Genomic DNA, 20602 nt, shown 5'->3' with positions numbered 1-20602 from the left:
TAAAGTATGGCATGACAAAAGCTCCTCGATTCATTCACCTGCGCGCTCATACGGAATACTCGCTGCTTGAGGGGGCTTTACGGCTGAAAAAACTACCCGATTTGTGCAAATCCATGGACATGCCAGCGGTGGCTGTCACGGACACTAACAACTTATTTGCAGCGCTCGAATTTTCGGTCGGCGCGTCAGGCGCAGGGGTGCAACCCATCATTGGTTGCCAAGTCGATATCACCTATCTCGTTGCGCAACCGGGAGAACGTGCTAAGGCTCCTGCGCCGCTCGTACTGTTGGCGCAGAATGAGGTTGGTTACGAGAACCTGATGAAGCTCAACAGTTGTCTCTACATCGGCAATGACGGGCAATTGCCACAGGTGAGCCTTGATGATCTAGATACGTTGAATGCGGGTCTTATCTGTCTCAGTGGTGGTCCTGAGGGGGCGATTGGCAAGCTGTTACAAGGCGGTCAGCGCCCTGCGGCAGAGGCGCTGATGGATCGTTTGCATGGCGCATTTGGGGATCGCTTGTATGTTGAGCTTCAACGCCATCCCGAAAACGGTGGCCTCCCTGAAGCAGAGCGTTTGACAGAGCGCGGATTTGTCGAAATGGCATATGCCAAGAGCTTGCCCTTGGTCGCGACCAACGACGTGTATTTCCCGAAGTCTTCGATGTATGAGGCCCATGATGCGCTGATTTGCATCGCGGATGGGGCCTATGTGGATCAACAAGATCCGCGTCGTAAGCTGACTGCACAACATTATTTCAAATCCCAAGAGGAAATGTTCACCCTATTTGCGGACCTACCTGAGGCGATTGAAAACACCATCGAAATCGCCAAACGCTGCGCGTTTCAGGCCTATCGCCGTGATCCAATCTTGCCTAAATTTGCGGATGACGAGGTCGCTGAGTTACGTCGCATTGCCAACGAGGGCTTGCAAAAGCGCCTCGCGGTGATCCCGCATTCGGTCACAGTGGAAGAGTATCAAGAACGGCTCGATTTCGAACTGGATATTATCGAGGGTATGGGTTTCCCGGGCTACTTTCTGATCGTTGCCGACTTTATCCAATGGGCCAAGGACAATGGCATTCCCGTCGGTCCTGGTCGTGGTTCCGGTGCGGGGTCGCTCGTGGCTTATGCGCTAACAGTGACTGACCTTGATCCTTTGCGGTATTCGCTGCTGTTCGAGCGGTTCTTGAACCCTGAACGTGTCTCCATGCCGGATTTTGATATCGACTTCTGCATGGATCGCCGTGAGGAGGTGATCCACTACGTTCAAGAGAAATATGGCCGTGATAAAGTAGGGCAGATCATCACCTTTGGTGCTTTGCTCTCGAAAGCTGCTGTGCGCGATATTGGCCGTGTTTTGCAGATGCCTTATGGGCAGGTGGATCGCCTGAGCAAGATGATCCCCGTTGAGGGTGTGAAACCTGTTTCCATCGAAAAAGCCTTGGCCGATGAGCCTCGCTTGCGCGAAGAGGCGCGCAATGAAGAGGTGGTGAAACGCTTGCTGGATTATGGGCAGCAAGTGGAAGGTCTGCTTAGAAACGCCTCGACCCACGCGGCGGGTGTTGTGATTGGCGACCGTCCTTTGGACGCGCTCGTGCCGCTCTATCAAGACCCACGCTCTGACATGCCTGCGACACAGTTCAATATGAAATGGGTCGAGCAGGCCGGCCTAGTTAAATTCGACTTTCTTGGTTTGAAAACCCTGACGGTTATTCAAAACGCGATGGAGCAGGTTACAGCAGGAGGACGTCAGCTCCATATCGCAGCGGATGGCACGGAATTGTATACGCCAGCGGCTGGCACGGTTGATGATATCAACGCGATCCCTCTGGATGATGAAAAGAGCTATAAACTCTACGCATCTGCTAAAACGGTGGCGGTGTTTCAGGTGGAAAGCTCGGGGATGATGGACGCCCTCAAGCGGATGAAGCCGACCTGTATTGAGGACATTGTTGCCCTTGTTGCTTTGTATCGTCCGGGCCCGATGGAGAATATCCCCACCTATTGCGAGGTGAAGAACGGGCTTAAAGAACGCGAGTCTGTGCATCCCTTGATTGACCACATCCTTGAGGAAACCCAAGGCATTATTGTTTACCAAGAACAGGTGATGCAGATCGCGCAGGTCATGGCGGGTTATTCACTTGGTGGCGCTGATTTGCTGCGCCGTGCGATGGGTAAAAAGATCGCCGAAGAGATGGCAAAGGAACGTCCCAAATTCGAGAAAGGCGCGAAAGAAAACGGCGTGCCAGCCAAGAAAGCGTCGGAAGTCTTCGACCTTTTGGAAAAGTTCGCCAACTATGGTTTCAACAAGAGCCACGCGGCGGCCTATGCTGTGGTCAGCTATCAAACGGCTTGGCTGAAAGCTAACCACCCGGTTGAATTTATGGCCGGCGTGATGAACTGCGATATCCATCTTACGGACAAGCTCGCGGTCTATTTTGAAGAGGTCAAAAAGGGCCTTGATCTGCCATGGGTGCCGCCTTGTGTGAACCGTTCCGATGCGACGTTTAAGGTCGCGCAGGGCGAGTTGGTCTATGCGCTGGGCGCGTTGAAAAACGTGGGTGTTGAGGCGATGAAGCTGGTCGTTGAGGGTCGTGGTGATAAGCCGTTCAGCACGATTTATGATCTTGCGCGGCGGGTCGATTTAAAGCGCGTGGGCAAACGTCCCTTGGAAATGCTTGCGCGCTCGGGCGCGTTCGATCAGCTTGATCCGAACCGTCGGCGTGTGTTTGATAGTCTTGATGGCTTGGTAAATTATTCGCAGGCGATTTTTGAGCAGAAGAACTCCAATCAGGTGTCATTGTTTGGTGAGGCGGGGGCAGATTTGCCTGAACCGCGCCTGAGCCCTGTGTCGGATTGGATGCCTGCGGAGCGGTTGAACGAAGAGTTTCGCGCAGTTGGTTTTTATATGTCGGGCCATCCGCTAGACGACTATATGGCTCCCTTAAAGCGTAAGGGTGTGATGACGTTGGACGAGGTCACAGCTAAGGCTGAAAACGGGGCATTGGTTGCGAAACTTGCGGGTGTTGTGGCGGGTCGCCAAGAGCGTAAATCGGCGCGTGGCAATCGTTTTGCCTTTGCGCAACTGAGCGACACGAGCGGAGCCTATGAGGTGACTTTGTTCTCCGACACGTTGGATAAATGCCGTGAGTTTTTGGAGACAGGGGCGAAGGTTGTTGTGACGGTTGAAGCGAATATGGAGAGCGATCAGTTAAAGCTTCTTGGTCGATCCGTTGCGCCGATTGACGTGGTAGTTGCAGATGCTGGCCAGACCAGCTTGCGAATTTTCGTCGAAAATTTAGGTGCCGTCGAGAACATTGCATCTGTGTTGACCCGTGCGCAGGAAACAGTGAAGCAAGGCGCGCGTGGACCTGTTCTGTTATGTTTGCTCGATAGCGGATTGCCGGGCGAGGTCGAGGTCGATTTGGGGCGCGAATTTCCAGTGAATCCGCAGATTAAAGGCGCACTCAAGAGCCTTGATGGGGTCATGCAGGTTGAAGAGGTTTGATGCGCGATTTTTCTAGAAAAATCAGATGCCTCCGGCGGGGATATTCTTAGACATGGGAAGATTAATGTGGCGCGCGGTTTAGCGCGGTTTCGGCCAGCTCGGGCAGGCCAGTTTTCTGGTAAACGTCGGCGAGCATCCGATTGAGTGGCACGCCGTCGGGGTCAAAAGTGCGCCGCATTTCAAGGACTTGTTGCGCTTGCGCGAGACGGTCTGTTTGCATCAACGCATCAAGATGGACTTGTTCGAATAAATCGCGCTGTGCGTGGCTGCCGCCGATTTCAGCCATACGTGGTAAGGAAAAGCCCAGCTGTTTTACCGTTGTTTCAAAATCCCCGCGCGTGTAGGCGAGCAGCCCTTCGCACGCAGGTAGCGCCACGTTTTGCCAAACCTCTTGGTCAAAACCCGGCGCGCTCGCCTTTTGTTTGATCGCGCTGATTAACGTATCAGCCATCGGGTTGTCCGAGCGTCCAAGCGCGTAGAGGTATTGCATGGTGAGGAAAGGTAGTGTTGTATCCGCGCCGCGTTGCGCGATGTGATCCGCCACATCTGCCCAGCGATCGCCTACGTCTATGCCTGCAAGCTCCATCCGCGCGAGCAAGGATGCCGCGCCGATTTGATCTTGGGCGAAGTTCTTCTCCAACCCCCACACATGGATGTCATAGGCAGCAAGCACGTCGTCGTGCTGACCCATGGAGATGTAAAACAGCGCTAGATGCCACCAATTGTGGCTGTACATAAAGCTGTTGAGACCCTCCCAACGCGGAGCCATCTCCTCCATGAATTTAGCGCCTTCAACCACGCGCCCTTCGCTTAGCATCACATGGGCAATCGCGTGATGTGCCCATGCATCTTTTGGCTCAATCTCTATAGCGTGGCGCGCGCTGGCTTCGGCTTGAGCGAGTTGATGACACTGCTCATACCCAAATGCGATCATACCATGGACGTAGGGTTCATGCGCCGCATCAGGCAGAGCTTTGAGGCAAGTGCGCAGCATGGCAGGGGCGTCGCCTGCATTGAAGTGCAAGTATTGGGCAAGTTTGATGATCACCAGATCGCGTGGGTACTGATCGCTATGAGCTTCGCACATCTGCATGGTTTCAGGCACATCACCCGACGCCCATGTCGCGGCGATCATCAGGGTGGAGCGTTCGCGCGGGTTTGAGGTTTGCGCCGCTTTAGCGCGTGCGATGTAGGGTGCGGCCTTATCAGCGGCGACGGGTGCTTCAAGGAACATCCAAAGCATTCCCGCATATGCGTTGGCAAGCGCATTGTTCTTGGCATTATCCGCAGTTTCGAGGATGTTTGCGGCCTTGGGTTGATAGGCCAAGAAGCCATGCACGAAGTCATCGAGGCCTTGCACGGTGTCAGGATCACACGCGGACATTTCGTTTCTGAAGCGATCAGTGTGCATATGTGTGCTCCTTCAAAAAGGGCGCAAGGTGCGCCAGAACCGCAGCGGATGCATCCCAATGGATGGAATGACCTGCTTGCGCGATTGTCTCGACGCGAACTTGGCGGATTTCTGAAAGCAGGTCTAGGGCTTCGTCATGGGGCACGATCAGATCGTTTTGAGCGAGAAGCGCGAGGGTCGGTGCGGTGGTGCGCCTTGTCAGATCAAGCGGTCTGTAGCGTTTCAGTGTGTCAATTTGATGCTGCATCGCGTTCAGGCTCTGCGCATGTGGGTAGGCAAGGCTGGCGACAACTGCGCCCTCAACTTGCTCGGGGGTGTCGAAAAAACTGTGATGGAACAGCCAAGGAAACAGGCTGCGCAGCCACAGACCTTCGGGACCATGTGCGCGAATATCGCAAAAGCTTTGGAACAGATGCCAAGAGCGGGGCAAGTTCATGGGAGCACTGCATAATAGAGTGAGCGATTGGATGCGGTCCGGTGCGAGAACCGCAAGCTCTACCGCGATGTAGCCGCCCATCGAATGGCCGATGATATGCGCGCGGGCTAGGTTCAGATGGTCCATTAGCGCAAGAATATCTGTAGCGTTTTGTTCGGGTGAGGTGGGTGCGGTGGATGGCACGGTGCGACCCGTTGTGCGATTGTCGGGGCGAATAACAGTGTAGTTTTCAGCGAGTGGTGCGATCAAAGGACCCCAGCTTGCGCTATCACTGAGCATGCCTGCGATCAGAATGATCGGCAGGCCGGAACCTTCGATTTCATAGTGCAGCGTGATGTCGGATAGCTTTAGGTTCGGCATACTTCAGCTCGCATTTTTTTCGCGCCATGTGGGCAGCAGATTGCCTTTCGCAGGCGTCGCCTCATAAATTGCACGGGCGATTGCGCGGGCAACGCAGAGCGAAGCGGCGTGGCCTATCATTGCAATGTCAAGATCGGGTGCGCTTAGCTCCTTTGCACTCGTCGTTGTGCTGAAGATCAGATCACCGTCCATGGGTGTGTGTGCTGGCATGCAGGCCCGCCCGATCCCGTCGTGGGCGGCGATGGCCATGCGTTTGCACTGCGCTTTGCTGAGCTTTGCGTCCGTCGCAACGATACCGATGGTTGTGTTTGCGTGGCGCATCATTGCGGTGATCTTGTCGGATTTCATATCGCGCCCAAGGCCGGATCGTGGATCGGGGCCAAGGCCACCGAACTCGCCTTCAATCTCAAAAGGGGCGGCCCAAAAGTGGCGACCACCGGGTGTTGTGACTGCGCCAATGGGATTGGCAATCATCAGCGCACCGACTGTAATGCCATTGTCGAGGACCAGCGACGCAGACCCTGCGCCCCCCATCAAAGACGCACTCATCGCGCCGAGGCCTGCACCAACGGAACCGAGAGTGAAATCAGCTTTTGAGCTCTCAAGCGCTGCTTCACCAAGCTTAGGGTAGGGGCTTTGTTGCCAATCTTTGTTGCCACCATTGATCAGATCGAAAATGATCGCAGCAGGTACGATTGGCACACGCGCCGTGTGTACGGGAAAGCCACGACCCTGACGGCGCAGTCCTTGAACCACGCCGCTGGCCGCATCAAGGCCAAACGCGGAGCCACCCGACAGCACGAATGCATTCACACCCGGCGCGGATTTGTCGGGATCAAGCAGATCCGTTTCGCGACTGCCCGGTGCACCGCCCATCACGTGTACGGAGGACGTGAGTGGGCTATCGGCGGTCAAAATCGTGGTGCCGGATTTGAGGTTTGGGTCCTGTGCGTGGCCGACTTTGAGACCTTGCACATCCGTTATCAAATTTAGGGGGCCTGGTTGCATAGCGCGGGTGCCTTCGGCGAGAGTTTAAGGGGCAAGATGAAGAGGTGCCTAAATACAGCGGCCACCGTCAACTTCCATGCAAACGCCGGTGATCATGCTGGCCTCGTCAGAGCAGAGATAGCATGCGGCATTGCCCATGTCTTCGGGGGTGGAAAAGCGGCCAATTGGGATGGTCGCGAGGAATTGCGCGCGCCGTTCTGGTGTGTCTTCGCCCATGAAAGAGGCCAGCAGGGGGGTTTCGCCGGCCACGGGGTTCAATGCATTGACCCTTATACCGAAGGGGGCAAGTTCAACGGCCATGGTTTTTGTGGCGGTGTTCATCCAGCCTTTGGATGCATTGTACCAGTTTAGATTGGGGCGCGGGCTGACTCCTGCGGTGGAGGCAACGTTCAAGATCGCACCGGATTTTCGGGTCTTCATATGTGTATTGAACGCGTGCGCGATGAGATAGACAGATTTGCAGTTCACAGCGAAGACGCGGTCGAAATCCGGCTCGGAAATCGTCTCCATCGGGGCAGGCAAATGGGTGACGCCTGCGTTATTCACGATGATATCCACGTGGCCCATTTCTTTCATTGCAAGGTCTGCCATCGCTTGCACGCTGGCCCCGTCAGCGACATCGACCGTACAAGGCACGCCGTCGATTTCCATGGCAATCGTTTGCGCAGCCCCTGCGTTGATATCAGCAACGAGAACTTTTGCACCTTCGGCTGCAAATTTGCGCGCGATGCCAGCGCCAAAGCCAGAGCCTGCACCTGTCACGATGGCGGTTTTATTGAGTAGACGCATGGTAATCTCCTTTTTTGGGACGTTCGCGCCACATCACGTAGAGCGCGGCGAGTGCGCCTAAAACACCGCCGAAATAACTGGCCTCATGCATGACTGCTGCGCGTAAGAAGCCTTCTGGATCGGAGAACGCATCGACGTTTGGCAGGTAACCTACGAGGTTATTGATGTCAGCGATATGGTCAAACGCGAGGCCGATGAAGGCGCCGATGGCAGCGATGGAAGTGGCAATCCAGATCGATTTGAGACCAGCATAGAAATAACGCCGCCGACCTGCTTGCGTGAACAAGCCAAGTGTGAACGCCGGCAGGCCCATGAGTAGACCCATCCACCAAGTCGCCAGCGCACCAACAACGCCCGCCCCTATGCGATTTTGCAAAACCGGATCAATCGCAAATTGTGCAAATTTGACGTCGTAAAAATAGCTCGCCCCAATCCCAAAGCTGATTTTATTGTGCAAAATACCAAAGATTGCAGCGGCGAACATGGCGCAAAAACACAGGAATATGAAGACCGCGAGCCTAGCCATGTTTGGCGGCCACCGTCTTGAGGGTTGAGAAGCCGTAGAGGGCTTCGAAGCCTTTTTCCCGGCCATGGCCGGATTTTCCGACACCACCGAAAGGAAGTTCGACACCACCACCCGCACCATAATTGTTGATGAAGACTTGGCCAGATTTCAACGCTTTGGCAAGGCGCATTTGGCACGCGCCATTCTCTGTCCAGACGCTTGCCACAAGGCCAAAGTCCGTGCCGTTGGCGATTGCGACGGCCTCTTCTTCATCTTTGAAAGGGATGACAATTTGGACGGGGCCGAAGATTTCTTTTTGTGCGAGAGGATGGTTGGCATCGCTGCATAAAAGCAGATGTGGCGCGACATACGCGCCTTGTTTCGGGGCATCCTCAGCGATCTGGCCAGTAGCTGCGATTTGCAGATCTTGGCCCCACGCCAGAAACCCTGTGACGATCTCTTTTTGGCGCGCGGATATCAATGGCCCAAGATTGAGATCATCCATTGCAGGACCTACGGTGAGGGCAGTGTAACGCTCTGACATTGCTGCGACGACTTCCGCGTAACGGCTTTCCTGCACAAGGATGCGCGAAGAAGCAGAGCAGGTTTGACCTGCGTTCTGGATGCCCGCGTTGACAAGAAAAGGCAGCGCGTCGTCTAGATTTGCGTCCTCAAACACCAATTGCGGGGATTTGCCACCAAGTTCCAGCGTGACGGGGACAACATTCGTGCCTGCGGCTTGCTGAACAAGTGCACCTGTCGCGACGGAGCCGGTGAACGAAATGTGCTGCACATCTTTATGTGATGAGAGCGCTGCACCCGCTTCTGCGCCAAGACCTGGGACAACGTTTAAAGCGCCATCTGGTAGACCAGCAGTGCACGCAATTTCGGCGAACATCAATGCGGTGAGGCAGGCTTCCTCCGCGGGTTTCAGCACGGCGGCGTTGCCCATGGCTAGCGCAGCGCCAACAGATCTGCCGATGATCTGCATCGGGTAGTTCCAAGGCACGATGTGGCCCGTCACCCCATGTGGCTCTCGCAACGTGTAGACGGTGTAGCCATCGAGATAAGGGATCGTTTCACCGTGGATCTTGTCCGCCGCGCTACCATAGAATTCCATGTAGCGCGCAAGCGCAATGGCGTCCGCGCGCGCTTGAGTTAGGGGTTTGCCAACATCGCGCGCCTCAAGTTCGGCCAGAAGATCAACGTGTTCCAGAACCAGCTGGCCGATGCGCGTCAAGATTCGCCCCCGCTCCAGCGCTGTTTTGTTGCCCCATTCGCCGTTCAAGGCGTTCTGAGCCGCCTCTATAGCCGTATTAATATCGCGGCTTTGGCCGCGCGCGATCTGGGTCAGTTCGCTGCCGTCTGAGGGGTCAATCAGCGCGAGCGTTTGACCATCGAGCGGTGCTTGCCATTTGCCATTGATCAAGCAATGCGCTGGGTTGAAGGGCAGATCAGGAAGAGACATCGGCAAGCGCTTTCACATCAGGAAGGGTCGGGGCGGCTTTGATAAGGCTCGCAGTATAGGGGTGACGTGGGTTGGTGAAAACTTGTTCGGTTTCACCATCCTCAACAATCTCGCCGTCTTTCATCACCAACACGCGATCAGTAATCGTACGCACGACAGAGAGGTCGTGACTGATGAACAGATAACTGAGATCATGGGTCCGTGTCAGTTCAGCGATGAGATCAAGGATTTGTGCGCGGATCGACACGTCTAGTGCGCTGACAGCTTCATCGAAAATGATCAGTTCGGGGTTAATGATCAAAGCGCGCGCGATTGCGATGCGTTGGCGCTGTCCGCCCGAGAATGCGTGGATGTATTTGTTTGCATCAGTAGGGTGCAAACCAACGGCGGTCAGCAATTGCGAAATGCGGTTCTCGCGCTCTTGCCCGCGGGGTGGATTGGGCAGCAAATGAAAGGGTTCCGTGATGATGCGCGCGACTTTATGGCGTGGGTTGAAGCTGCCGTAGGGATCTTGGAACACCACCTGCAGGCCAGAGCGCAACGCCGCTGGCATGTCGGGGGCAACCTTTTGATTTAACGCCGTTATGCTGCCCCCTTGAAGTGGCTCAAGCCCAAGGATCGCGCGGGTCAAGGTGGACTTACCGCACCCGCTTTCTCCAACGAGGCCTATGCGTTCACCTTTGCGCAAAGTGAAGCTAACCGCGTTGACTGCGCGTGTGTAGGTGCGTGGAGCGAATAATTCCGTGCGGGGTTTCGGGTAATCGCGGATCGCGTCTTTAACAATCAAAAGCGCATCTTTCGGCGTGTTTTCGGGCAGTGCCACCTGATGGGCGGAAGCCGCGAATAGCGCCTTGGTATAGTCGTGCTGCATATTGGCAAACAACGCCTTGGTCGCACCTGTTTCTACCACCTCACCGTAGCGCATCACAACGATGCGTTCGGCCATGGCGGACACAACAGCGAGGTCATGGGTGATCATCAAAAGCCCCATGCCAAAGTCCTGCACAAGATCTTTCAGCAGGTCGAGGATTTGTGCTTGGGTCGTCACATCAAGCGCGGTCGTTGGTTCATCGGCGATCAACAAGCGCGGGCGTAAAGCGATGGCCATCGCGATCACAACGCGCTGACGTTGCCCGCCAGAGAGCTGATGTGGAAAACGCGCCAGGCTGTATTTTTCAGGGGGTAAGCCGACGCGCGCAAGGGTTTCCTCTGCACGCTGGCGCGCCTGTTCGTGGGAGCTGTCTGTATGGAGCAGGATGGTTTCCATGACCTGATCGCCAATGCTCATCAACGGGTTCAGTGCTGTCATGGGTTCTTGAAAAACCATACCGATATCATTGCCGCGCAGCGCACACATGTCGCCGTCGGGTGCATTCAGCAGCTCTTTGCCATCAAGTTTGATCGAACCTGTTGTCTGAGTTCCCCGTGGCAAAAGTTGCATTACTGAAAACGCGGTAAGCGATTTACCAGAGCCGCTTTCACCCGTGATCGCCACGATCGCCCCTTGGGCGACGCCGAGACTGACATCCTTTAGGATGGGTGCTCCATGAATGGATAAAGAGAGGTCTTTGATCGTGAGTAAGCTCATGTGCGCTCCACTCTGATGCGTGGATCCAGCAGGTCGCGTAGGCCATCGCCCATAAGGTTAAGGCCAAGGACAGTGAGAATTATTGCCCCGCCGGGAATGAGCGCGAGATGTGGTGCAAAGCTGACCATTGTTTGCGCATCGGCCAGCATACGTCCCCAGCTTGGCAGCGGTGGTTGCGCGCCAAGGCCGACGTAGGAAAGACCCGCTTCTGCGAGGATGCCGAGGGAGAACTGGATCGTGCCCTGAACGATCAACAGGTTGGTGACGTTGGGCAGGATATGTTCCATCGAAATACGCGCGTTGCCCTTGCCAGAAGCACGCGCGGCCATGATGAACTCGCGCTGCCATAGGGGGAGTGCTGCGCTGCGAGTGAGCCGCGCGAACACGGGGATATTAAAGATGCCAATCGCGATGATGGCATTGATCGCGCCGGGGCCGAATACAGCAGTGATTAGGATCGCGATAACGAGGGAGGGGAACGCAAAAACCAAATCATTACCGCGCATGATGACCTCATCAAGTAGGCTTCCCTGACGCGCGGCGGCGGCGAGGCCAAGCGGCACGCCAACGCCCATTCCGATGCCAACGGCAACCAACGCCACCGCAATCGAGGTGCGTGCGCCGACCATGATCATCGAGAAAATATCGCGGCCAAAATGATCGGTACCAAGCCAGTTGGTGCCGTTTGGGGTTTGCAATTTCGAGGGGATATTCATCTCAGTCACATCAAACGGCGTCCAGATGAAGCTGATGAGCGCGGCGGCGATAAAAAGCGTGCTCAGCGCTGCGCCAATGACAAGATTGCGCGAGGTTTTCATGTGCGCGACCTCAAGCGCGGATCGACCCATGCATATGCGAGATCAACGATGAAGTTCACCAAAATGACCGCGAATACCAAAAGCATCACGACGCTTTCCACCACGATCAGATCGCGTTGGGAAATGGATTGAAAGACCAACCGTCCAAGACCGGGAAGATAAAAAACCTGCTCAATAATGATCGAGCCTGCAAGCAGGAAAGAAAACTGTAAACCAATGATTGTGAGCACAGGAATAAGCGCGTTGCGCAGCGCATGTCGCCAAAGCGCTTGTTGGGGTGTGAGGCCTTTGGCGCGGGCGGTGCGGATGAAATCCTCGTTGAGGATATCAAGCAAGGAGGAACGCATCACGCGCGCAAGGATCGCCGCTTGGGGGAGCGCGAGGGCGATTGCGGGAAGCGTCAAGGCTTTGAGGCCAGTGAACAGGCCGTCCTCCCAACCTGGAAAACCACCTGCGGAGAACCAACGCAGGTTGATCGCGAAAACCAGAACCAACATCATCGCGAACCAGAAATTCGGGATCGCGACGCCAAGCTGTGTGGCCCCCATGATGCTGACATCGCCAAGACCACCACGTCGCGAGGCTGCATAGATGCCCGCTGGAAAAGCGATCAAGGTGGAGAGCGCGAGCGCGTATATCGCCAACGGCAGCGATACCCAAAGCCGATCTTGCACCATATCCGCAACGGGCGTTCGATAGGTATAGGACGTGCCAAAATCGCCCTGAAGCATCCCGAAAGTCCACGACAGATAGCGCTCCAGCTTGCTTTGGTTCAGGCCAAGTTCCTCGCGCAGTGCATTCAGCGTGTCTTCTTGTGCATTGATGCCAAGCATAAAGGACGCAGGATCACCCGGCGCGACCTCAATCACCAGAAAAATGACGAGGCTGGCGATGACCAAGCTGATCGCAAGCGACAGCAAGCGTTTGAGAGAGTAGCGCAGCATTTTTCTACGCTAGGCGAGAGGGGACGAAGGGTCCAGAGGGCTTGTCGTGGCGCGACGGTGTTGTATGTGGTGGGACATGTTGCATCGCCCGCTTTTTATCGGCTCAGAAATCTATCGTGGTTCGTCCTATGGCCCTGCGCATCCCTTGCGCGTGCCGCGTGTGTCGACGGTGATGGACCTTGCCCGCGCGTTGAATTGGCTGCCTGATGCGCAATATGTGACCTCTCCGCGCGCCAAGCCAAGGGCGCTGTGGTCGTTTCATACCCCTGAATATATCTCTGCCCTTGCACGGGCAGAGCGGCGTGGCGCTGTCAGCGATCCGGAGCGTGCGCAGTTCCAGCTTGGCACGCATGCTAACCCCGTGTTTGGCGAAATGTTTCGCCGCCCTGCGACGGGTGCAGGTGGTGTGATCTTGGCAGGCGAATTGCTAAAAGATGGTGGCATCGTTCATGTACCGGGTGGGGGCACGCATCATGGCATGCCAGATCGCGCTAACGGGTTTTGCTATTTGAATGACCCCGTGCTGGCAATCAAATCGCTGCAACACCATGGCGCGACGCGCGTCCTTTACCTTGATATCGATGCGCATCATCCGGATGGGGTCGAGGTCGGATTTCGCGGCGATCCTGATGTGCGAATGATCTCTGTACACGAGGAAAAGCGTTGGCCGTTCACGGGCGATTTTATGGACAGTGCGGGGGGTAGCGCGTTCAACCTGCCCGCCCCGCGCGGGCTGAACGACACCGAGATGCGCGTGATCCTAGAGGAATTGATCCTGCCTTTGATCACGGATTTCGAACCTGATGCTATTGTTCTGCAATGCGGCTCTGATGCGCTGGATGAGGATCCGCTTTCGCGGCTTTCGCTGTCCAATAATGCGCATGCCGCTGTCGTGCGCGCTGCTATGGAGATGACATCGACGTTGATGGTGCTGGGTGGTGGTGGCTATAACCCTTGGAGCGTGGGTCGCTGTTGGACGCGGATTTGGGGCGTGCTGAACGGGTTTGATGCACCTGAAATTCTGGACGCAGAAGCCGAGAATTTCCTGAGAGATCTGCGGTTCGAGGGGAACTCGCGTGGCCGTAATCCGCCGGAGACTTGGTTCAAGACGCTTGCCGATACACCACGAGAAGGCGATGTGCGCGATGAAGTACGCACGCGCATTGGAATACTGCGCGCGCGTATTTAGAACGACGTCGAATTTTCTGGAAAATTCGGACTACCGCTTAATCCGACCAGCTGACCCCTGTAAGGTCGGTCGCTTGTGTGGGTGCGTTCTCCCAAAGGCCTTGAACCTTCGCATCCGCGACTGTCGGGAAGGCCAATTGGAACAAATACCCGTTCACATAGTCCTGTGAAATCGTCGTTTGCGCCTGTGCGATCATATCCGTGCGCATCGACGGATCCGCTGTCGCATTCAACTTTTTCATCAGCGCCTGAAACTCCGGATTGTCGTACTGGAAGTAGTAATCAGGACGCGCATAGATGCCGATGTCGAAAGGTTCCGTGTGGCTGACAATCGTAAGGCCAAAATCCTTGCCGCGAAACACAGTTTCAAGCCATTGCGCCCATTCGACGTTGATAATCTCGGCTTTGATACCGACTTCCGCCAGCTGCGCGGCAATGATCTCACCGCCACGACGGGCGTATGAGGGGGGTGGCAAGTGCAAGGTTGTCTCAAATCCGTCAGCCATGCCTGCTTCGGCCAACAACGCTTTTGCCTTTGCTGGGTCGTGTGTGGAACTTGCAGTCAGATCTACATAGTCAGGATTGTGCGGCGCGAAATGCGTACCAATCGGGGTACCGTAACCAAACATCGCGCCATCAATGATCGCTTGACGATCAATCGCGTGGGCCACAGCTTGGCGGACTTTCACGTTGTCAAAAGGCGGCATCTTATTGTTGGTGGAGAGGATCGTTTCACCCTCGGAACTGCCCACGAGCACTTGGAAACGTGGGTCTGCTTCGAACTGCGGCAGATTCTCTGGCGCGGGAAAGCCCGCGAATACATCGACGTCTTGCGCCATTACAGCTGCGAAGGCGGCAGTCGGATCGGAGATAAACTTGAACGTCGCCGCTTCTAGCGCGGGGGCGTCGCCCCAATAGGCATTATTGCGCGCAAGTTCGATCTTGTCGCCCTGCACCCAGTTCACAAATTTGAACGCGCCTGTGCCGATTGGCATTTGCTTGATGTTCTCGATGCTCTCAGGTGCGACGATCACCGCATCCCCCCAAGCGAGGTTAAACAGCATGGAACCGTTGGCTTCTGCCAACGTCAGTTTCACAGTCATCGGGTCCATCACGATTACGTCTGTGATGCCCGCATAGAGCGCCTTTTGTGCGTTTGTGCTGTCCTCAGCACGCGCACGGTCAAGTGAGAATTTCACATCCTCCGCATCCATTGCGGAGCCGTCATGGAAGGTTGCGCCGTCGCGCAACTTGAATGTGTAGCTTAGGCCGTCGTCCGAGATCTCCCAGCTTTCGGCAAGACCCGCAACGACAGATCCGTCTGCCATAAACCGCGTCAGGCCTTCAAAGACGTTGGAATAGAGCACGCTGTCAATCGCGCCAGCTGCAGCAGATGTTGGGTCCAGATGCGGCGGCTCAAGTTGCAAGGCAACCGTGATATCAGATTTCGCGAAAGCGGCGCCAGCCAACAAAGCAGCGGCGCTTGCGCTTAGCAAAAGGGTGCGGAAATTGGTCATATTCTGTCTCCCGAAGATTGATTAGCGACGACGTTAGCCATTTCAATTGGAGCTGGCTAGGGAGGATTGCGGAGAATTCGGGGCTTGCAAGCGCTGCTTTGACTTCGTACTGCGCTGCTTTTGGATCATGCAGGGTGTTGATATGGGGCAGCAAGATGCAGTTTTAGCCATCGACTTTGGTACGTCTAACTCGGCCGTTGGGGTGTTTGAGAACGGCAAAATCCGGCTCATCGAGCTTGAGAGCGGCGAGCAAACGCTGCCCACTGCGCTGTTCTTTGATTTTGAAGAAAAGCAAATCGCTTTTGGGTCCGCGGCGGAACAGGCCCTGTTCGAAGGTGCTTGGGGGCGCTATGTGCGCGCGCTCAAATCACTGCTTGGCACGCCGCTTATCCGTGAAAGCAGCACGTTTCTAGGCAAACGGATGATTTACATCGACATCGTCGCACGTTTTTTGTCCGAGATGAAGCACCGCACAGAGGCGCAGACAGGGAAAAGCTACACGCGCGCTCTCTCTGGTCGGCCCGTTAAGTTTCACGGCGATTTCAAACGTGACGCCCAAGCGCTTGCGGACCTGACTGAATGCTACCAGATCGCCGGCTTCCGAGACGTCCATTTCATGAATGAACCGGAGGCTGCGGCGCGCGCGCAGGCCGATGTTTTGCAGCCCAATGATCTTGGTCTTGTCATAGATATTGGCGGCGGTACGTCGGATTTCACGCTGTTTCGCAGTAAAGGGAATGGTGCGATTGAGATTGTCCAAAGCGAGGGTCTGCGCCTTGGCGGCACAGATTTCGATCGCCTGCTCAGCTTTGATCATGTGATGCCTTTGATGGGACGTGGCAGCCGAATTCGCCATGCGTTTGGCAAGGAAACGCATCTTGCACCGAATGGCATCTTTGCGGATCTCGCGACGTGGCAGAAAATTCCGTTCCTTTACGCGCCTGATACGCGCCGTGCGGCAGAGGATCTGCTGCAATATGCGATGGAACCAGTCAAACTCAAACGCCTTGCGCGCGTGTTGGAGGATGAGCGCGGCCACGATCTTGCCTTCGCCATTGAAGCGGCAAAGATAAGGTTGAACACGAAACCACTCGCAAGCGTAGACATTAACCTTGATCCTTTGGAAAAGGGGCTGAGCGCGCCGCTTTATGCGCTCGCGCTTGCCCACTCGCTTCGTGCGTCAGCCGAGCAAATCGCGCAGACAGCACTACATTGCATCGCCCAAACAGATCATGCGCCCGATAACGTCACGCATCTTATTTTCGTGGGCGGATCCAGCTTAATGCAAGCGGTACAAACTGCAACCGCCAACGCATTTCCAAACGCAAAAATCCATCACGGTGCGGCGCTCACGGGCATCATCGAAGGTCTCACACTCGCCACGCAAGACCTATGATCAAACCTCACCATTCAAAAGTTGCGCTAGTGTATGCGCCATGACCTTTGCGCTCTCGACCATATCTTCAACCCCGACATATTCGTCAGGTTTATGCGCCAGTTCCAGAATGCCGGGACCATATGCGATGCAGTTCTTTAGCTTCCCAATCCGGTCAATGTGCTTTTGATCATAGGTTCCGGGCGACGCGACATAGCGCACTTTCTTGCCCATCACTGCCTCAATCGCGCGGGCAACGGTTTGCACAACTGGCGCTTCTTTATCGGTCATGGAGGGGGCGACATGGTTCAATTCGCGCATCGCATATTCAAAATTGGGCCGCGTCACGCGCAAGTCTTCTAGAAGGTTTTTCACCTCACCGCTGACACCATCATAGTTTTCCTCCGCCAAATAGCGACGATCAATGACGATGCGGCAGCTGTCAGGAACGCAGTGCGAAGGGAGAGCAGTGCTATCTTCTGCCTGCTCATTCTGCCCGCCATGGATCGAGTTAATGTTCATTGTCGACTGGCGTGCACCCTCTGGGATCACCGGCATTTCTGTGTGGCGCGCGGCCATCGCGGGATAAAGCGTATCTTCGAATTTATCGAGCACCGCCCCCATGTGGCGAACCGCGCAGTCCCCTAAGAACGGCATGCAACCATGGGCGATTTCACCGAATGTTTCGATCTCAGCCCACCAACCACCGCGATGACCAAGGCAGATTGAATCTACGCCGAGAGGTTCAGGAATAATCACATGCTGCACGCGGTTCGGATCGTAAAACCCCTTTTCTGCTAGATAAGCAACGCCGCCATAGCCGCCTGATTCCTCATCCGCGGTCCCGCTGATTTCTATCGCGCCCGCGTAGTCGGGGCATTCCTCTACGAAGGCTTCCGCTGCGATAATCGAGGCGGCGAGACCGCCTTTCATGTCGCAGGCTCCCCGCCCATAGATTTTGCCGTCGCTCAATTCCCCTCCAAACGGATCAAAGGTCCAGCCTGCGCCGACCTCCACCACGTCGATATGAGAGTTGAAATGGACACATTCACCCGGGCGTTTGCCTTCACGGCGGCACACAACGTTCCAGCGTGGATATTTCGTGCAATCGCCGGGCGCACCCTCTGCGCGCACCATTGCCATTGTGAACCCACTTCGCGCCAAGCGCTCGCCCAAGAATGTGCAGATCTCGCGGTAGTTTTCACCGGGGGGATTGAGCGTTGGAATGCGGATCAAGTCCTGCGTGAGCGCGATCAGATCGTCGCGTTTGTCTTCAATGCGTTTGGCCAGCCGCGTCTGTAAATCGCTCATGTCGCTCTCCTGTTTGCGGTTCAAAGTGACGTGGCGAACGCCCTCTTGCAAGACCTACGCGCGCATGTCACCAAGGCGATGTTCTCAGGGCAGGGTGAAAGTCCCTACCGGCGGTGATAGCCCGCGAGCGCTAGTGAGCCTAAGGCGGATCATTGGGACAGCAGATTTGGTGGAATTCCAGAGCCGACGGTGAAAGTCCGGATGAAAGAGAGCGGTTTGCATGTCCTTCGGGGCAGGTAGGCTAAAGCGATGCTCTGGGACTTTTGTGACGTCTAAAACAAAGGTTCCAAAATGACGAAACTACTTAAAATTGCGTTTATCAAAGCGCGTTGGCACAGCGAGATCGTGGATCAAGCTCTTGTTGGCTTCGAGGCGGATATGGACAGCGTTGATGCGACTGTTCAGATCACACCCTTCGATGTGCCGGGGGCGTTTGAAATGCCGCTTTTAGCGAAAAAACTGGGGGCATCAGGGGAATTTGATGCCGTTGTTTGTGCGGCTCTGGTCGTTGATGGCGGGATCTATCGCCATGATTTTGTGGCTGCTGCCGTGGTAAATGGACTGATGGAGGCGCAGATGAGCACGGGTGCGCCAACTTTCTCAGTCTCTCTCACGCCGCATCATTTTCAGCCAAGCGCAGAGCACATCGGCTTTTATACCGATCACTTTGTCAAAAAAGGCGCAGAGGCTGCACAAGCGGTGCGCGTAACGTTAGAGCACTACGCTTAACGAAGACGAAACAGCGGGGCGGGTCCAATAGGGATCGGCCCCAGTTTCATCTGGCCTTGATCCAGCGTCAAAGGCAGATCAAGCGTGTTGCGATTGCCAGACAGGCCTGACAGCAATGATAATCCTTGCTCAAACGGTCGCACCAGTTGCGTCGGGATTGCGCCTGTCGCGGCACTTACCGCCAAGATATCGCGCCAGTTCTGCGCCTTTATCGTGATTTGACCCGTCGCACGCCCTGTGGTGTCCACATCAAACGCACCTGCGAGACGTAGTTCTAGCTGGCCCCACTTCGCCTCGATCAATTTCACAGTAATGCGCTTGGGTTGCGGACGCGCGCTTTGCAAAGCGTTCAAATCCCAGGGCGCATCAAAGGCGGCGGTGACATCGACGCGTGCGAACTCAAGCGTTTTGGGCAGTATACCCGCCTCAAGACGTATCCCCCTTGGCTCAGGCAATAAAACGTCCTTCAGGTTCACCCCGAAATGATAGGCGTTTTGCGCGGCAGGAATCAATTCTATCGCCATCGAGGCCTTTGCAGTCCCGAAGGTTTCACCGTTGTCCATTTGAAGCGTCACAGCATCAGTCGTGTAATTTGCCTTTTCCAAAGCAAGCGATGTGTTTTTCTTCACAATCAAAGAGGCACGCATGTCGTCGCTTGTGATCTCCGCCTTGCCGAATGGGCTGCTGACGCTTTGTTCCTTTGGCCAGACGGCGATCAGGTGCTCCGGCTTATAGCTGAGCGCAAAAATTTGCAGAAAAGGCGCGAAATAAGCGACGCCCGTATCAGGATCAGCCAAAGAAATCCCAGTTAAGGTCGTGTCAAAGCGACTTGGGAAACCACGTGTTTCGATGCTCTCGACGTCCGCTACCCAGCCCTCTGTGCGGCGGTCTTCGAACCAGCGCTCAAAGCCTGCAGTGGCTCCGTTCGACCCGACAAACCAATAGCCCGCATAAAGCGCAGCAGCGGCGATAATCACAAATAGCAGTCGTTTCATGGCTTTTCCTTAAGGCTTGGCTCGTATCTAAGGCAGGCATCAGAAAAGGACCAGTACGATGACGATGTGGGTGTTTGGCTACGGCTCTCTTTTGTGGGATCCGGGCTTTGGGGTGGACGCGCAGCATGTAGGCGTTATGCACGGTTATGCGCGCAGTTTTTGTATGCGCTCGATCCATCATCGCGGCACGTCTGAACATCCAGGGCTAGTGCTCGCGCTGGATGAAATGAAAGACGCGCACTGTAAAGGCGTTGCTTTGCGCGTGAAAGCGGGCGCAGAGGTGGAAACGCTGGCATATTTGCGTGAACGCGAGTTGATCTCGTCGGCCTATCTAGAGAAAACTCTCGATGTGTATCTTAACACAGGTGAGGTGATCGAGGCGGTGACATACGTGATCGATCCAGACCATGTGCAATACTGTCATCTCGATTTGGAAGAGCAAGCGCAGGTAATTGCGCGCGCCGTCGGGGACCGCGGACCGAACACGGACTATCTGCACAATACTGCGGGTCATCTTGTGGAATTGGGCATCGAAGACACGGATCTGAACTGGCTCTCAGAGCGCGTAAAAGCGCTGTGCTCATAACTCTTGGCTTAAGGGTTCAATCTGAGTAGAATGTTTTCCAATAAGAAACGTGTCAGGAGCAG

General features: G+C 55.4%; 17 protein-coding genes and 1 riboswitch. Of the genes, 5 read left to right on the top strand and 12 right to left on the bottom strand.

The window, feature by feature from the left end; translation table 11 throughout:
• Nucleotides 1-11: 11 nt before the first annotated feature.
• Nucleotides 12-3512: a DNA polymerase III subunit alpha gene (gene dnaE, locus QZ280_RS10035; RefSeq protein ID WP_293443456.1), complete on the top strand. Its 3501-nt coding sequence runs from the start codon at nucleotides 12-14 to the stop codon at nucleotides 3510-3512.
• A gap of 61 nt (nucleotides 3513-3573) precedes the next feature.
• Here the strand turns inward: dnaE and QZ280_RS10030 are convergent, their stop codons facing one another.
• From QZ280_RS10030 to QZ280_RS09990, 9 genes are read right to left on the bottom strand one after another with little or no spacing between them, the layout of a single operon-like run.
• The gene (locus QZ280_RS10030; protein WP_293443453.1) at nucleotides 3574-4923 is read right to left on the bottom strand and encodes a tetratricopeptide repeat protein; all 1350 of its coding nucleotides are present in this window, start codon (nucleotides 4921-4923) and stop codon (nucleotides 3574-3576) included.
• Nucleotides 4913-5719 carry an alpha/beta fold hydrolase gene (locus QZ280_RS10025; protein ID WP_293443450.1) on the bottom strand — a complete coding sequence of 269 codons (807 nt, stop codon included), beginning with the start codon at nucleotides 5717-5719 and terminating at the stop codon, nucleotides 4913-4915. Before QZ280_RS10025 ends, QZ280_RS10030 begins: the two co-directional genes overlap by 11 nt.
• 3 nt (nucleotides 5720-5722) lie before the next feature.
• The gene (locus QZ280_RS10020; protein WP_293443447.1) at nucleotides 5723-6727 is read right to left on the bottom strand and encodes a P1 family peptidase; all 1005 of its coding nucleotides are present in this window, start codon (nucleotides 6725-6727) and stop codon (nucleotides 5723-5725) included.
• A gap of 48 nt (nucleotides 6728-6775) precedes the next feature.
• Nucleotides 6776-7516 (bottom strand): SDR family oxidoreductase, encoded by a 741-nt coding sequence (locus QZ280_RS10015; RefSeq protein ID WP_293443444.1) that lies wholly within the window; start codon nucleotides 7514-7516, stop codon nucleotides 6776-6778.
• Nucleotides 7500-8042 carry a hypothetical protein gene (locus QZ280_RS10010; RefSeq protein ID WP_293443441.1) on the bottom strand — a complete coding sequence of 181 codons (543 nt, stop codon included), beginning with the start codon at nucleotides 8040-8042 and terminating at the stop codon, nucleotides 7500-7502. Before QZ280_RS10010 ends, QZ280_RS10015 begins: the two co-directional genes overlap by 17 nt.
• The gene (locus tag QZ280_RS10005) at nucleotides 8035-9489 is read right to left on the bottom strand and encodes an aldehyde dehydrogenase family protein (RefSeq protein WP_293443438.1); all 1455 of its coding nucleotides are present in this window, start codon (nucleotides 9487-9489) and stop codon (nucleotides 8035-8037) included. The genes QZ280_RS10010 and QZ280_RS10005 overlap by 8 nt, the downstream gene beginning before the upstream one ends.
• Nucleotides 9476-11077, bottom strand: a complete 1602-nt coding sequence (locus QZ280_RS10000) for a dipeptide ABC transporter ATP-binding protein (RefSeq protein WP_293443435.1) — start codon at nucleotides 11075-11077, stop codon at nucleotides 9476-9478. The genes QZ280_RS10005 and QZ280_RS10000 overlap by 14 nt, the downstream gene beginning before the upstream one ends.
• The gene (locus QZ280_RS09995) at nucleotides 11074-11895 is read right to left on the bottom strand and encodes an ABC transporter permease (protein WP_293443433.1); all 822 of its coding nucleotides are present in this window, start codon (nucleotides 11893-11895) and stop codon (nucleotides 11074-11076) included. The genes QZ280_RS10000 and QZ280_RS09995 overlap by 4 nt, the downstream gene beginning before the upstream one ends.
• The gene (locus tag QZ280_RS09990; protein WP_293443430.1) at nucleotides 11892-12839 is read right to left on the bottom strand and encodes an ABC transporter permease; all 948 of its coding nucleotides are present in this window, start codon (nucleotides 12837-12839) and stop codon (nucleotides 11892-11894) included. Before QZ280_RS09990 ends, QZ280_RS09995 begins: the two co-directional genes overlap by 4 nt.
• Nucleotides 12840-12915: 76 nt before the next feature.
• Here QZ280_RS09990 and QZ280_RS09985 point away from each other — a divergent pair, with 76 nt between their 5' ends.
• A complete protein-coding gene (locus tag QZ280_RS09985; RefSeq protein WP_293443427.1) occupies nucleotides 12916-14028 on the top strand; it encodes an acetoin utilization protein AcuC in 1113 nt (370 codons plus the stop codon).
• Between the two features lie 37 nt (nucleotides 14029-14065).
• On the opposite strand, the gene QZ280_RS09980 is transcribed toward QZ280_RS09985, so the two are convergent.
• Entirely contained in the window at nucleotides 14066-15544 is a 1479-nt protein-coding gene (locus tag QZ280_RS09980; RefSeq protein WP_293443424.1) for an ABC transporter substrate-binding protein, read from the bottom strand.
• Nucleotides 15545-15686: 142 nt separating this feature from the next.
• Between QZ280_RS09980 and QZ280_RS09975 the strand changes: the two genes are divergently transcribed.
• On the top strand, nucleotides 15687-16940 hold the full coding sequence (locus QZ280_RS09975) for an Hsp70 family protein (protein ID WP_293443421.1): 1254 nt from the start codon (nucleotides 15687-15689) through the stop codon (nucleotides 16938-16940).
• On the opposite strand, the gene QZ280_RS09970 is transcribed toward QZ280_RS09975, so the two are convergent.
• Complete coding sequence (locus QZ280_RS09970) at nucleotides 16941-18230, bottom strand: acetylornithine deacetylase/succinyl-diaminopimelate desuccinylase family protein (protein ID WP_293443418.1); 1290 nt, start codon at nucleotides 18228-18230, stop codon at nucleotides 16941-16943.
• 76 nt (nucleotides 18231-18306) lie between these two features.
• Nucleotides 18307-18447: riboswitch (FMN riboswitch) on the top strand.
• 74 nt (nucleotides 18448-18521) lie between these two features.
• Here QZ280_RS09970 and QZ280_RS09965 point away from each other — a divergent pair.
• Nucleotides 18522-18959 (top strand): 6,7-dimethyl-8-ribityllumazine synthase, encoded by a 438-nt coding sequence (locus tag QZ280_RS09965; protein WP_293443416.1) that lies wholly within the window; start codon nucleotides 18522-18524, stop codon nucleotides 18957-18959.
• On the opposite strand, the gene QZ280_RS09960 is transcribed toward QZ280_RS09965, so the two are convergent.
• Complete coding sequence (locus QZ280_RS09960) at nucleotides 18956-19954, bottom strand: DUF2125 domain-containing protein (RefSeq protein ID WP_293443413.1); 999 nt, start codon at nucleotides 19952-19954, stop codon at nucleotides 18956-18958. The genes QZ280_RS09965 and QZ280_RS09960 overlap by 4 nt on opposite strands.
• Nucleotides 19955-20012: 58 nt before the next feature.
• Between QZ280_RS09960 and QZ280_RS09955 the strand changes: the two genes are divergently transcribed.
• A complete protein-coding gene (locus QZ280_RS09955) occupies nucleotides 20013-20540 on the top strand; it encodes a gamma-glutamylcyclotransferase (RefSeq protein ID WP_293443410.1) in 528 nt (175 codons plus the stop codon).
• Nucleotides 20541-20602: the final 62 nt, after the last annotated feature.

It is taken from the genome of Planktotalea sp. (genome assembly GCF_018607995.1).
Classification (GTDB): domain Bacteria; phylum Pseudomonadota; class Alphaproteobacteria; order Rhodobacterales; family Rhodobacteraceae; genus Planktotalea.
The sequence above is the reverse complement of the archived record's forward strand: the minus strand, read 5'-3'. Positions and strand labels throughout refer to the sequence as shown.